The organism is Streptomyces sp. NPDC002125, assembly GCF_053593715.1.
Window position 1 is genome coordinate 1 of the sequence record NZ_JBSFDD010000021.1, and the last position, 12452, is coordinate 12452.

At 70.8% G+C, this 12452-nt stretch carries 14 protein-coding genes; 6 read left to right on the plus strand and 8 right to left on the minus strand.

Annotation, left to right across the window (positions count from 1 at the left end):
• Positions 1 to 103 precede the first annotated feature (103 nt).
• Entirely contained in the window at positions 104 to 388 is a 285-nt protein-coding gene (locus ACWCQM_RS28885; RefSeq protein ID WP_450918045.1) for a GlsB/YeaQ/YmgE family stress response membrane protein, read from the minus strand.
• Between the two features lie 213 nt (positions 389 to 601).
• Here ACWCQM_RS28885 and ACWCQM_RS28890 point away from each other — a divergent pair, with 213 nt between their 5' ends.
• Entirely contained in the window at positions 602 to 988 is a 387-nt protein-coding gene (locus tag ACWCQM_RS28890; protein WP_450918046.1) for a DUF3099 domain-containing protein, read from the plus strand.
• Positions 989 to 1207: 219 nt separating this feature from the next.
• Positions 1208 to 1456, plus strand: a complete 249-nt coding sequence (locus ACWCQM_RS28895) for a hypothetical protein (RefSeq protein ID WP_073747941.1) — start codon at positions 1208 to 1210, stop codon at positions 1454 to 1456.
• Here ACWCQM_RS28895 and moaA read toward each other — a convergent pair.
• The 3 genes from moaA to ACWCQM_RS28910 all read right to left on the minus strand — a co-directional run bounded on the left by moaA (position 1439) and on the right by ACWCQM_RS28910 (position 4587).
• Complete coding sequence (gene moaA / locus ACWCQM_RS28900; RefSeq protein ID WP_450918047.1) at positions 1439 to 2428, minus strand: GTP 3',8-cyclase MoaA; 990 nt, start codon at positions 2426 to 2428, stop codon at positions 1439 to 1441. The two genes, ACWCQM_RS28895 and moaA, sit on opposite strands and share 18 nt — an antisense overlap.
• Positions 2429 to 2587: 159 nt before the next feature.
• The gene (locus tag ACWCQM_RS28905; RefSeq protein ID WP_450918048.1) at positions 2588 to 4225 is read right to left on the minus strand and encodes a solute symporter family protein; all 1638 of its coding nucleotides are present in this window, start codon (positions 4223 to 4225) and stop codon (positions 2588 to 2590) included.
• Positions 4222 to 4587 carry a DUF485 domain-containing protein gene (locus ACWCQM_RS28910; protein WP_267076461.1) on the minus strand — a complete coding sequence of 122 codons (366 nt, stop codon included), beginning with the start codon at positions 4585 to 4587 and terminating at the stop codon, positions 4222 to 4224. The genes ACWCQM_RS28905 and ACWCQM_RS28910 overlap by 4 nt, the downstream gene beginning before the upstream one ends.
• A 301-nt stretch (positions 4588 to 4888) precedes the next feature.
• On the opposite strand from ACWCQM_RS28910, the gene ACWCQM_RS28915 reads away from it, so the two are divergent.
• Positions 4889 to 6418 (plus strand): S8 family peptidase, encoded by a 1530-nt coding sequence (locus ACWCQM_RS28915; RefSeq protein ID WP_450918049.1) that lies wholly within the window; start codon positions 4889 to 4891, stop codon positions 6416 to 6418.
• A 70-nt stretch (positions 6419 to 6488) separates the two neighbouring features.
• On the opposite strand, the gene ACWCQM_RS28920 is transcribed toward ACWCQM_RS28915, so the two are convergent.
• The 4 genes from ACWCQM_RS28920 to ACWCQM_RS28935 all read right to left on the minus strand — a co-directional run bounded on the left by ACWCQM_RS28920 (position 6489) and on the right by ACWCQM_RS28935 (position 10100).
• Positions 6489 to 7532 (minus strand): zinc-dependent alcohol dehydrogenase family protein, encoded by a 1044-nt coding sequence (locus ACWCQM_RS28920; protein ID WP_450918050.1) that lies wholly within the window; start codon positions 7530 to 7532, stop codon positions 6489 to 6491.
• Between the two features lie 21 nt (positions 7533 to 7553).
• Positions 7554 to 8234, minus strand: a complete 681-nt coding sequence (locus tag ACWCQM_RS28925; RefSeq protein WP_450918051.1) for a lysoplasmalogenase — start codon at positions 8232 to 8234, stop codon at positions 7554 to 7556.
• Positions 8231 to 9124 carry a sterol desaturase family protein gene (locus ACWCQM_RS28930; protein ID WP_450918052.1) on the minus strand — a complete coding sequence of 298 codons (894 nt, stop codon included), beginning with the start codon at positions 9122 to 9124 and terminating at the stop codon, positions 8231 to 8233. The genes ACWCQM_RS28925 and ACWCQM_RS28930 overlap by 4 nt, the downstream gene beginning before the upstream one ends.
• A 256-nt stretch (positions 9125 to 9380) precedes the next feature.
• Positions 9381 to 10100: a VIT1/CCC1 transporter family protein gene (locus tag ACWCQM_RS28935; RefSeq protein WP_450918053.1), complete on the minus strand. Its 720-nt coding sequence runs from the start codon at positions 10098 to 10100 to the stop codon at positions 9381 to 9383.
• 140 nt (positions 10101 to 10240) lie between these two features.
• On the opposite strand from ACWCQM_RS28935, the gene ACWCQM_RS28940 reads away from it, so the two are divergent.
• The 3 genes from ACWCQM_RS28940 to ACWCQM_RS28950 all read left to right on the plus strand — a co-directional run bounded on the left by ACWCQM_RS28940 (position 10241) and on the right by ACWCQM_RS28950 (position 12436).
• A complete protein-coding gene (locus tag ACWCQM_RS28940; RefSeq protein WP_450918054.1) occupies positions 10241 to 11248 on the plus strand; it encodes a DEDDh family exonuclease in 1008 nt (335 codons plus the stop codon).
• 63 nt (positions 11249 to 11311) lie between these two features.
• The gene (locus ACWCQM_RS28945) at positions 11312 to 11545 is read left to right on the plus strand and encodes a hypothetical protein (protein ID WP_073747930.1); all 234 of its coding nucleotides are present in this window, start codon (positions 11312 to 11314) and stop codon (positions 11543 to 11545) included.
• Positions 11546 to 11635: 90 nt separating this feature from the next.
• On the plus strand, positions 11636 to 12436 hold the full coding sequence (locus ACWCQM_RS28950) for an SURF1 family cytochrome oxidase biogenesis protein (protein WP_450918055.1): 801 nt from the start codon (positions 11636 to 11638) through the stop codon (positions 12434 to 12436).
• The last annotated feature ends 16 nt before the right edge of the window (positions 12437 to 12452 follow it).

Here is a 12452-nt window from a genome sequence, read left to right on the forward strand (position 1 = left end):
GCTTGGCGGCCTTCAGGTCAAGGGATATGGCGAGGTAGGTCTCGTGCGGAGCGGCGGCGGGGCGCGTCTCGCGTGACCGGCCGCACTGCCGTTCGGCCCGGGGTCAGGTTCTCTGGCGCTTGCTCCGGTTGCCCTTGACGGACTGCCAGACCATGTCACCGACACCGACGACGGCCACGGCACCGATCAGCTGCAGCACATGGCGGGTCCAGTCGATGCCGGAGGTGTCCCTGACACCGATCCAGCCGGCGACCGCGTTGCCCAGGATGCTGCCGAGGATGCCGAAGACGGTCGTCAGCCAGAGAGGGATGTCCTGCTTGCCCGGCAGGATGGCCCGGGCGATCACACCCAGCACCAGACCCACGATGATTGCCCACAACCAGCTCATATCGCCTCCTCGTGCGGCGCGGTGTGCGCACGTTCGCCCAGTCTCGGCCCACCGGACGTACGCCGCATGCTGGACAGGGCCGTACGTGGGACGGCGCCCCGGACCGGTATGAACGGGACATACCCCGGTCTCGAACGCGGCGGACGGCGGGCGTACCGTAGGAGCGGCGCCGTACGGGGATGTCCGGCACAGAGACGTGGTGGTGGAGTCACGATGCGGAAGCAGAGCGGCGCGGAGGTCTACCGGATCACGGGCGCGCGGCAGGGACTTGCCGACGACGTGCGCGGCAGGCAGCGGCGCTACATCATCTCCATGTCCGTGCGCACCGTCTCGGTGGTGCTGGCCGCGACCCTGTGGAACGTCGAGAGGCATGTGGCCGTGGTGGCGCTCGCGTTGGGCGTTCTGCTCCCGTATGTCGCGGTGGTCATCGCCAACGCGGGCCGGGAGAACACCCCTTCGCTGCCTTCGACCTTCGTGCCCACGCCGATGCGGCCCGCCCTCGGCACGGCTGCGGCGGCGGGCGCTTCGGAGCCGGCAGCGGAGTCCGCGGCAGAGCCCGGGCAGGCCGGCCGGGGTAACGATCCGCGCAGCGCGGACTGACCCGCGACGGCCCGTAAAGCTCAAGAAAAGCTCAGATCAATCACGGCGTTCAGGTGCACCGGACCCCGGTCCGCGTGGCATACTTCGTGAGCGCTCCGCATCCCCCGTCGGAGCGACGGACCGACGCCGGGCAGCTCCCCCCGTGGCTGCTCGGCGTCGCCCTTTCTCCGATGGGGATGCGTCGCGGGGCCTTCCGGCGGGACCCTTAGGGTTGAGGCCGTGAACTTCCCCGATACCTCCGCCGAGAGCGCCACCGGTGCTCCGGTCTGCTCCGCCAAGGGCTGTCGCGCCGACGCCGTGTGGGTGCTGGCCTGGAACAACCCGAAGCTCCACACTCCGGACCGCCGCAAGACCTGGCTGGCCTGCGACGAGCACAAGGAGCACCTCTCCTCGTTCCTCGGGGTGCGCGGCTTCCTGAAGGACGTCGTGACGCTGGAGGAGTGGGAGTCCTCAGCCACCGATCGCTGACATCGGGCGGTCGGGCTGGAGGAAGGCGGGGTCGTCGAGACCGGAGCCCGCCTTCTTGCCCCACATCGCGAGCTTCCAGATCCTGGCGATCTCCTCGTCCGGCGCGTCGGAGCGCAGGGCGCCGCGCAGGTCGGTCTCCTCGCGGGCGAAGAGGCAGGTGCGGACCTGTCCGTCGGCGGTGAGCCGGGTGCGGTCGCAGGCGCTGCAGAAGGGCCTGGTCACGGAGGCGATGACGCCCACGCGATGGGGGCCGCCGTCCACTGTCCAGCGCTCGGCGGGAGCCGATCCGCGCTCCTCGTCCCCTTCGTCGGTGAGGGTGAAGCGGGTGCGCAGCGAGGCCAGGATGTCGCCCGCGGTGATCATCCCGTCGCGCTTCCAGCCGTGCTGGGCGTCGAGCGGCATCTGCTCGATGAAGCGGAGCTCGTAGTCGTGCTCCACGGCCCAGGCGAGGAGCTCGGGGGCCTCGTCCTCGTTGAGCCCGGGCATCAGCACCGTGTTGACCTTCACGGGGGTGAGTCCGGCCTCCCGGGCGGCCAGGAGCCCGTCCAGGACGTCCTTGTGCCGGTCACGGCGGGTGAGCGTCTTGAACACGTCGGGGCGCAGGGTGTCCAGGGATACGTTGACCCGGTCCAGGCCCGCGGCCTTCAGAGCGGCTGCGGTGCGCTTGAGCCCGATGCCGTTGGTGGTGAGCGACATCCTGGGGCGGGGCTCCAGGGCGGCGCAGCGCTCGACGATGGACACCAGTCCGGGGCGGAGCAGCGGCTCGCCGCCGGTGAAGCGGACTTCCCTGACGCCGAGGCCGGTGACGGCGATGCGGATGAGCCTGACGATCTCGTCGTCGCTGAGCAGCTCGGACTTGGTCAGCCACTGGAGGCCCTCTTCGGGCATGCAGTAGGTGCAGCGGAGATTGCACTTGTCGGTCAGTGAAACACGCAGGTCGGTGGCGACCCGGCCGTAGGTGTCGATGAGCACTGTGGGCCCCCTCCCCCGGTGATGTCCGCGGATGCGGTCTGACTCCTCCGAGACTACGCGAGACCTGTGACATCCAGGAGGCTCGGTTGGCACGAGGTGCGGCGGGGCCCCGTCGTAGCTCTCTACGACGGGGCCCCGGCGGATGGTGCGGCGGGCCGGTCAGTGGGCTCCGGTGCCGGTGAGGGACTTGACCTCGAGTTCGGCGTACTTGCCCTTGTCCGGCACCTCCTTGGAGAGGATGGAGCCGAGCCAGCCGAGCAGGAAGCCCAGCGGGATGGAGATGAGGCCCGGGTTCTCCAGCGGGAACCAGGCGAAGTCCACGTCCGGGAACATGGAGGAGGCCTTGCCGGAGACGACCGGCGAGAAGAGCACCAGCAGCACGGACGAGGCGAGGCCGCCGTAGATGGACCAGAGCGCGCCCTGGGTGGTGAAGCGCTTCCAGAACAGGCTGTAGAGGATCGTCGGCAGGTTGGCCGACGCGGCGACCGCGAAGGCCAGGGCGACCAGTCCGGCGACGTTCAGGTCGCGGGCCATCGCGCCGAGCCCGATGGAGACGACACCGATGGCGACGGTGGCCCAGCGGGCCGCGCTCATCTCCTCCTTCTCGGTCGCCTTCCCCTTGCGGATGACGTTGGCGTAGATGTCGTGGGCGAAGGAGGACGAGGAGGCGAGGGTGAGGCCCGCGACCACGGCGAGGATCGTCGCGAAGGCGACGGCGGAGATGACGGCGAGCATGATGGCGCCGCCGGTGGTGCCGACCCCGCCGAGGTACTCGGCGAGCTGGGGCGCCGCCGCGTTGCCCGCCGGGTTCTTCGCCTTGATCTCCTCGGGCCCGATGAGCGCCGCGGCGCCGAAGCCGAGGGCGATCGTCATCAGGTAGAAGGCGCCGATGATGCCGATGGCCCAGTTCACGGACTTACGGGCGGCCTTGGCGGTCGGGACGGTGTAGAAGCGGATCAGGATGTGCGGCAGGCCCGCGGTGCCGAGCACCAGCGCGATGCCGAGCGAGATGAAGTCCAGCTTCGACGTACCCGTCGCGCCGTACTTCAGGCCGGGCTCCAGGAAGGCCGCGCCGTGGCCGCTCTTCTCCGCGGCGGTGCCCAGCAGGTCGGAGACGTTGAAGTCGAACTTCCAGAGCACCATGAGGGTCATCAGCAGCGCGCCCGCGATGAGCAGCACGGCCTTGACCATCTGGACCCAGGTGGTGCCCTTCATGCCGCCGATGGTGACGTAGAGGATCATGAGTACGCCGACCAGCGCGACGATGAGGATCTTGCCGGCGTCGCTGGTGATCCCGAGCAGCAGAGCGACGAGCACGCCCGCGCCGGCCATCTGGGCGAGCAGGTAGAAGATCGACACGACGATGGTGGAGACACCCGCGGCGGTGCGCACCGGCCGCTGGCGCATCCGGTAGGCGAGGACGTCGCCCATGGTGTACCGGCCGGAGTTGCGCAGGGGCTCGGCGACAAGCAGCAGGGCCACCAGCCAGGCGACGAGGAAGCCGATGGAGTAGAGGAAGCCGTCGTATCCGAAGAGCGCGATGGCCCCGGCGATTCCGAGGAAGGACGCCGCCGACATGTAGTCGCCGGAGACGGCGAGGCCGTTCTGGAAGGCGGTGAACTGCCGTCCGCCGGCGTAGAAGTCGGAGGCGCTCTTGGTCTGCCGGCCCGCCCAGACGGTGATGCCCAGGGTCGCGGCGACGAAGACCGCGAAGAGGGTGATGATCAGCGGCCGGTGCTCCGTCGTGGAGGAGGCGGCCAGCTGGATCGCTGCGTGGGATTCGTACACGGCGCTCATGCGTCGGCCTCCAGACGGGACTTGATGGCTGCCGCCTTCGGGTCGAGCTTGTTCGTGGCGTGGCGCGAGTAGAACCAGGCGATGAGGAACGTGGTGGCGAACTGGGCGAGGCCGAAGACGAAGGCCACGTTGAAGTTGGCGACGACCTTGGTGCCCATGAAGTCACCGGCATAGCTGGACAGCAGCACGTACAGCAGGTACCAGGCGATGAAGCCCACGGTCAGCGGGAAGGCGAACGAGCGGTGGGAGCGGCGCAGTTCGGTGAACTCCGCGCTGTTCTGCGCCTCGAGGAACGCCTCCGTCGTGGGCTGGACGGGGCTGTCGTCCTCACGCTTCTGGGGCGGCGGTGCTTCGGTAGCCACGGATTCTCCTCGCGACGCGGGTGCGGTGGTGGGCACGGTGGATTTCACAGGGAGTCCTCTGCTGCTCGGGGCTGGTGCACGGCTCCCTGTGCAACGGCACGGAGAGCGCGGCGAAGCGGTTCACCGCAGGTTCGGTCTTCTGCGGAGTGGCCGCGTGGACGCACCTCCCGGAGGTCACACCTCGAACTCACTTGCCCGTATTCATTGATGCGCGGGGAAGATCAGCGATAACTTCACTGGTCATGTACCGGACCGGACACACCTGTGTCCGGACCACTGGCACGGATGATGTGGAGAACCCATGGCTCATCTGGCATCCAGACGGACACGCGTACTCACGCTGCCCGTCGGACTCGCGCTCACGGCCTCGCTCGGTTTCCTCCCGACGGGGACCGCGGCCGCGGCACCCGCTGAGGAGCCGGCGGCGGTATCGGCGGACGGCCCCCAGCTGTCGTACGTCGTGAACACGCGGGCGGGTCACGGCACCGTCAAGCAGGTCCGCAAGGCGATATCCGCGGCCGGCGGGACGGTCGTCACGTCGTACGACAGGATCGGCGTCATCGTCGTCCACTCGAAGAACCCGGACTTCGGCGCGACGATCCGCAAGGCCAAGGGCGTCCAGTCGGCGGGCGCCACGCGCACCAACCCGATCGTCCCGCAGGCGACCAAGGACATCGGGGTCGGCCAGCCGCTCTCCGCCGGGCAGGCGCAGGCCGCCGCCGCCGAGGCGACGGCCGGCCAGGACCCGCTGGAGCCCCTGCAGTGGGACCTGCCCGCCATCAAGGCGGACAAGGCGCACCAGAAGTCGCTCGGCAGCAGCAAGGTCACGGTCGCCGTCATCGACACGGGCGTGGACGACACCCACCCGGACCTGGCGCCGAACTTCGACCGTGAGGCCTCGGTGAACTGCGTGTCCGGTGCCCCGGACACCACCGACGGCGCCTGGCGTCCCGCGGCCGGCGAGAGCGACCACGGAACGCACGTCGCGGGCACCATAGCCGCGGCGAAGAACGGCGTCGGCGTCACCGGCGTCGCACCCGGGGTGAAGGTCTCCGGCATCAAGGTGTCCACGCCCGCCGGCTTCTTCTACACCGAGGCCGTCGTCTGCGGCTTCGTCTGGGCCGCCGAGCACGGCGTCGATGTGACCAACAACAGCTATTACACCGACCCCTGGCTGTTCAACTGCAAGAACGACCCGGACCAGGGCGCCCTGGTCGAGGCGATCACCCGCGCCACCCGTTACGCGGAGGGCAAGGGCGTCGTCAACGTCGCCGCGGCCGGCAACTCCGACCACGACCTGGCGCTCGACGCCATCGAGGACACGACGAGCCCCAACGACACGACGACGGTCACCCGCACGATCGACCCGAGCGCCTGCCCCGACATCCCGACCATGCTGCCGGGAGTCGTGACGGTCTCCGCGACGGGGGCGAAGGGCCTGAAGTCCTCGTACTCCAACTACGGTCTCGGGGTCATCGACGTCGCGGCCCCGGGCGGTGACTCGACGCGCTACCAGACGCCCGATGCTCCGGCCGTCAGCGGTCTGGTCCTGTCGACGACGGTCGGCGGCGGCTACAACTACAAGGCCGGCACGTCGATGGCGTCCCCGCACGTCGCGGGCGTCGCGGCCCTGATCAAGTCGTCCCATCCGCGTGCCTCCGCGGCGGCGGTGAAGGCACTGCTGACGCACCAGGCCGACGCCACCGCGTGCGGCGCGCCGTACGACATCGACGGTGACGGCACCGTGGACGCGGTCTGCGAGGGCGGCACCCGGTACAACGGCTTCTACGGAGCCGGTGTCGTGGACGCGCTGGACGCGGTCACCAGGTAACCGGCGAGGCACGGCGTGAAAGGAGGGGCCGGGGACAGCTGTCCCCGGCCCCTCCCGCGTACGGCGGGCGCTACGGCTTGACGAGGACCTTCAGCGCCGTGCGCTCGTCCATCGCCTTGTAGCCGCCCGGCACCCCGTCCAGCCCGACGGTCAGGTCGAAGACGGGCGAGGGGTCGATCGTGCCGTCCAGCACGTCGGGGAGCAGCTCCGGGATGTACGCGCGCACGGGGGCGACGCCTCCGCGCAGGGCGACGTTCCGGTCGAACATGACACCGAGGTCCACGCCGGTGCCGCTGCCGTGGGGGACTCCGACGTATCCGACGGAGCCGCCGTCGCGCACGATGCCGAGGGCCGTGCGCATCGACTGCTCGGTGCCGACCGCCTCGATGACCCCGTGGGTGCCCTCGCCGCGCGTCAGCTCCCGTACGGCCGCGAGAGCCGCCTCGCCGCGCTCGGCGACGACGTCCGTGGCTCCGAAGGCGCGGGCGATGTCGGTACGGGCCTGGTGGCGGCCCAGGGCGATGATCCGCTCGGCGCCGAGCCGCTTGGCGGCCATGACGCCGCACAGGCCGACCGCGCCGTCACCGACGACCGCGACGGTGCTGCCGGGCTTCACGCCCGCGCCGAGCGCCGCGTGGTGCCCGGTGCCCAGGACGTCGGAGAGCGCCAGGAGCGCGGTCAGCAGGCGGTCGTCGGAGGCGGCGGCCGCGGGGAGCTTCACCAGGGTGCCGTCGGCGAACGGGACGCGGACGGCCTCGCCCTGGCCGCCGTCCGAACCGACCGAACCCCAGAAGCCGCCCCGGGGGCAGGAGGTGGTGAGCCCTTCGGCGCAGTAGGTGCAGGTGCCGTCGGACCAGACGAAGGGGGCGACGACGAGGTCGCCGACGGCGAAGCCGTTGACCCCGGAGCCGGCCTCCTCGACGACGCCGAGGAACTCGTGGCCGATGCGCTGGCCGGGCTGCCGGGCCGATTCGCCCCGGTAGGCCCACAGGTCACTGCCGCAGATACAGGCCCGCAGGACCCGCAGGACCACGTCGGTGGGCTGCTGGACCCGGGGGTCGGGCACCTCCTCGACCCGGATGTCGTGAGGGGCGTGGATGACGGTGGCGCGCATGCGTGGAGATCCTCGATCGTCTCAGATTCTGATACTCCTCTCACGGTACGCCCCAGGGGCGGCGCCGGTGGAATCCTCCGCTCCGCCGAGCGCCCCCCGCGTGAGCAGGTACTGCGCGGCGATATAGGTCAGCATGATCCAGAAGTCGTGGCCGGGGAGCGGCGTCCAGTCGGCGATGCCGGTGGCGATCAGCGCGTCGGAGAGCAGGAAGAGCGCGCCGCCCGCCCCCGCCCGCCACCCGAGGGAGCCGGACCGCCAGGCCACCGCGGTCAGCAGCAGGCTGTACCCGGTCAGCGGAATCCGCAGCCCGCCCGGCAGCCCGGGCCACAGGAGGGCGACGAGGACCACGAGGGCCGCGGCGTACACGAGTCCCAGGGGGAAGCGCGGACGGTCGCGCCCGAAGAGCACGAGGTAGCAGACGTGCCCCGCGGCGAAGCAGCCCATCCCGGCGAGGAACGCGGCGTCCGATCCGGGCATCAGCAGTACGTCGCCCGCCCAGCCGCACAGCAGCGCGGCGGTCAGGAGCCGGGGGCCTCCCCGGGCCACGGCGTAGGCGGCGAGCAGCGGCATCAGCAGCGGCTTGGCGATCAGGTGCGCGGTCTCCGCCCCGGTAAGGAGTCCGGCCAGGTCGACGGCGGCGACGGCGAGGAAGGCGAGGAGCAGCGGGCGTACGAAGCGGGGCGCACCCGTGCGGGGGCTCATCCGGTGCGCTCGGCGGCGGTGCGCGGAGGGACGGGCGCGGGGCCGGTGCCCGCGCTCCCGGACGGCTGCCAGCCCGGTCCCCGGAAGATCCGGCCGGCCCGCTCGCTCCAGGTGGTGGCCGCCCGTACGTCGCGGGCGATGGCGGCGTACTCGTGGGTGGCGACGCGGAGGGGGTTGTAGGTGGTGATGTTCTTGGTGAGCCCGAAGACGGGACGCTCGGTCTCGGCCGCGAACGAGCCGAAGAGGCGGTCCCAGAGGATCAGGATCCCGCCGAAGTTCCGGTCCAGGTAACCGCCCTGCGAGGCGTGGTGCACCCGGTGGTGGGAGGGCGTGTTGAGGACGTACTCGAAGGGCCTCGGCAGCTTGTCGATCCGCTCGGTGTGCACCCAGAACTGGTAGACGAGGTTCGCCGACGAGCAGAAGGCCAGCGCGGCCGGGTGCACGCCCAGCGCGATGAGCGGCAGATAGAAGGGCCAGGAGGTGAGCGAGGTCCAGGGCTGGCGCAGCGCGGTGGTGAGGTTGAACTTCCGGCTGGAGTGGTGGACCACGTGGCAGGCCCAGAGGACGCGGATGACGTGGTGGCCGCGGTGGGACCAGTAGTAGAAGAAGTCCTGGGCGAGGAGCATCAGCAGGACCGTCCACCACAGGACGGGTACGCGCAGCGGGGTCAGTTCGTACAGGGCGGCGTAGATCGCCACGACGGGTATCTTCCACAACAGGTCGAAGACCAGGCTGCCCAGTCCCATCGTGACACTGGTGGCGGCGTCCTTGGCGTCGTACCCGGCGGCGTCGTCATCCGGGTGCAGGCGGTACGACACCATTTCGAGGACGGTGAGCAGGACGAAGGCCGGGATCGACCACAGCACGACATCGGGCAGGTTCGGCTCCATGCGTGCACCGTAGAGCCGCTCGTGGCGCCGGGCATAGATGTTGTTACCGACAAGTATGCGAGACGCGGAGTCAGGGACGTTTAGCAGTTTCCACCAACCGCCCCGTCGTGGGATTTCCGGCACGCGCGTAGTCCAGGGGGAGGAACACACGTGCCGGGTACGGAAGTTGCTCTCATCCGGCCGGCGACCGACAAGCGTCACCGGCGCCGAGCTCTTCCCTCCGGAGCAGATCGTGCGCAACGCCCAGGCAGAGCCCTCACACCCCCGCCGCCCCCAGCAGCGCCCCCGCCCCGTACGTCACCGCCATGGCCACCGCTCCCCCGGCCGTGTTCCGCAGCACCGCCCGCCCGGCCGGTGCCGCGCCCAGGCGGGCGCTCCACCAGCCCGTGGCGGCCAGTGCCGCGAGCACGGAGAGCACGGTGACGGGGAGCCGTACCGAGGTGGACGGCAGCACGATCGCCAGGAGCGGCAGCAGCGCGCCCACCGTGAAGGCCAGGAAGCTCGCTCCCGCCGCGTGCCACGGGTTGGTCAGTTCGTCCGGGTCGATGCCCAGCTCGACCTCGGCGTGGGCCCGCAGCGCGTCGCGCTGCGTGAGCTGTACGGCGGCTTCCCGGGCGAGCTCGTTGCTCAGCCCCTTCTCCTCCAGAAGTCCGGTCAGCTCGGCGAGCTCGGCCTCCGGGGTCTCCCGGAGTTCCCGTTTCTCCGTCTCCAGCGCGGACTTCTCCGAGTCGCGCTGGGTGGACACCGACACGTATTCGCCGGCCGCCATCGACATGGAGCCGGCGAGCAGCCCCGCGAGGCCGGCCGTCAGCAGGGTGGACCGGTCGCCCGTGGCCCCGGCCACACCGACAACCAGGCCCGCTGTGGAGACCACTCCGTCGTTGGCGCCGAGCACCGCGGCCCGCAGCCAGTTGAGCCGGGCACCGAGTCCGCCGCCGTGGGGTTCGTCGTGTGTCTGCGCCTGTGTCTCCGTCACCCCGGGAGCGTCTCACCGCGCCCTTCCCCGGCGCATCCGCGACCCGCTGTTCCGGCCGCCGGTCAACTGCTCTCCAGTACCACAGGGTTCACGGCGGGACCGCCCGGATAGGTCGCTGTCGGTCCCGGCCCGTATTCTCTGTGACCATGCTCGACGACCGTCAGACCGCAGCGCCGTGGCCGGCCGCGTATCCCCAGGGGTACGCGGTCGTCGACGTGGAGACCACCGGACTCGCCCGCGACGACCGGATAATCTCCGCTGCCGTGTACCGCCTGGACGCCCGGGGCGACGTCGAGGACCACTGGTACACCCTGGTGAACCCCGAGCGCGATCCCGGTCCGGTCTGGATCCACGGGCTGACGAGCGACGTCCTGGAGGGCGCCCCGCTCTTCCCCGAGGTCGCCGCGCAGCTGTCGGAGCGGCTCGCGGGGCGGGTGCTCGTCGCCCACAACGCCGCGTTCGACTGGTCGATGATCGCCCGTGAGTACGCGCGCGCGGCGGTCACCGCGCCCGTCGAGCAGCGGCTGTGCACCATCGCGCTCGCCAAGGAGCTCCGGCTCCCGCTGCCCAACCACAAGCTGGAGTCGCTGGCCGCGCACTTCGGCGTGGTGCAGCAGCGCGCGCACCACGCCCTCGACGACGCCCGGGTGCTGGCGGAGGCCTTCCGCCCGAGTCTGCACGCGGCGGCCCGGGACGGTGTGCGGCTGCCGCTGCTGGAGTGCCGCCCGCTGACGGAGTGGCACGACTCCCCGGTCACCCCGCGCGCCGGGTACCGGCCCTCGCAGGGGCAGGGCAGCTGGCGCCCCTCGCGCAAGCGCCCCGCGTGCCCGTATCCGAATCCGGGGCGCTACGAGTCGGACAAACCTCTTATGCAGGGCATGCGGGTGGCGTTCTCCGGGGACACCTCGATCGACCGGGAGCTGCTGGAGGACCGGGCCGTGGAGGCCGGTCTGCATGTGGCGACGAGCGTGTCCCGGCTGACGAGCCTGCTCGTCACCAACGATCCCGACTCGGCGACGTCCAAGACGGTGAAGGCCAAGTCGTTCGGCACTCCGATCCTGGAGGAGAGCGCGTTCACCCATCTGCTGAGGGATGTGGCACCGGCGACGTCGGTCTCCCTGCCCGCGCCGTCACCGTCATCGGAGTGAACCGGGGGCGACTCGCCCGGCATCCGCTCGCCCGTCGCCGCCCGGCGTCCCACCCTGTGGCGCATGGCACGTTGTGAGGTCTGCGGAAACGATTACGGGATGTCCTTCGAGGTGCACGCGCAGGGCGCGGTGCATGTCTTCGACTGCTTCTCCTGCGCCATCCACCGCATGGCGCCCATCTGTGAGCACTGCCGGGTGCAGGTCATCGGCCAGGGCGTCGAGGTCGACGGCCACTGGTACTGCGGCGGCCACTGCGCCCGCGCCGAGGGAAGGGCGGGCATCGTGGACAAAGTATGACGGGCCGCTCAGGTCCGTGGGAGCGCCCGCTCCCTCCGCACGGGGACCCCTCCGTGCCGCACCCCATGACCCCGGTTGTACGGTCATGGGGTGTACCGCTTCCTGTTGACCCGGCAGTGGGTGATTCTCACCCTCCTCGTCCTCGCGATGATTCCCACGATGGTCGAGCTGGGTTTCTGGCAGCTGCACCGGCACGAACACCGGGTCGAGCAGAACGCGCTGATCACCCGGAACCTCGAGGCGGACCCGGTCCCCGTGACCCGGCTGACCTCCCCCGGGCACACGGTCCCCCGCTCCGACTACTGGCGTGCCGTGACGGCCACCGGCACGTTCGACACCGAGCACGAGGTCGTCGTGCGCCGCCGCACCTCGCAGGACGAGCGCATCGGCGTACTGGTGCTGACCCCGCTGAACCTCAAGGGCGGCGGCACCGTCCTCGTCAACCGGGGCTGGGTGCCCGCGGCGGCCGACCAGCAGTCCTTCCCCGAGGTCCCGGCACCGCCGGGCGGGGAGGTCACGGTCAAGGGCAGGCTCAAGGCGGACGAGACGACGAGCGCCAGCGGCATCAAGGACCTGGAGGGCCTGCCGGACCGCCAGGTGATGCTGATCAACAGCGCCCAGCAGTCGCACCTGCTCGGCCGCCCGGTGCTCGGCGGCTACCTGGAGCTGACCTCTCCCGAACCGGCCGACGGCAGCCCCGAGACCATCGCGGCCCCCGACGACGGCTCGATCGGCCCGCACATGGCGTACGCCGTCCAGTGGTGGCTCTTCGCCGCCGGGGTCCCGGTCGGGTGGATCATCCTCGTACGCCGTGAGAAGCGCGACCGCGCCGAGGCCATGGCCGCCGCCGAGGACGAGGCGGCGGAGCAGCCGGAGCCGGCGACCGCCTGAGGGCTGTCCCGTGATC

Excerpts from the sequence above, each read along its gene's own strand:
- ACWCQM_RS28905 (WP_450918048.1), bottom strand. The coding sequence starts at position 4,225 with ATGAGCGCCGTGTACGAATCCCACGCAGCGATCCAGCTGGCCGCCTCC.
- ACWCQM_RS28885 (WP_450918045.1), bottom strand. The coding sequence starts at position 388 with ATGAGCTGGTTGTGGGCAATCATCGTGGGTCTGGTGCTGGGTGTGATC.
- ACWCQM_RS28890 (WP_450918046.1), top strand. The coding sequence starts at position 602 with ATGCGGAAGCAGAGCGGCGCGGAGGTCTACCGGATCACGGGCGCGCGG.
- ACWCQM_RS28915 (WP_450918049.1), top strand. The coding sequence starts at position 4,889 with ATGGCTCATCTGGCATCCAGACGGACACGCGTACTCACGCTGCCCGTC.
- ACWCQM_RS28920 (WP_450918050.1), bottom strand. The coding sequence starts at position 7,532 with ATGCGCGCCACCGTCATCCACGCCCCTCACGACATCCGGGTCGAGGAG.
- ACWCQM_RS28925 (WP_450918051.1), bottom strand. The coding sequence starts at position 8,234 with ATGAGCCCCCGCACGGGTGCGCCCCGCTTCGTACGCCCGCTGCTCCTC.
- ACWCQM_RS28930 (WP_450918052.1), bottom strand. The coding sequence starts at position 9,124 with ATGGAGCCGAACCTGCCCGATGTCGTGCTGTGGTCGATCCCGGCCTTC.
- ACWCQM_RS28945 (WP_073747930.1), top strand. The coding sequence starts at position 11,312 with ATGGCACGTTGTGAGGTCTGCGGAAACGATTACGGGATGTCCTTCGAG.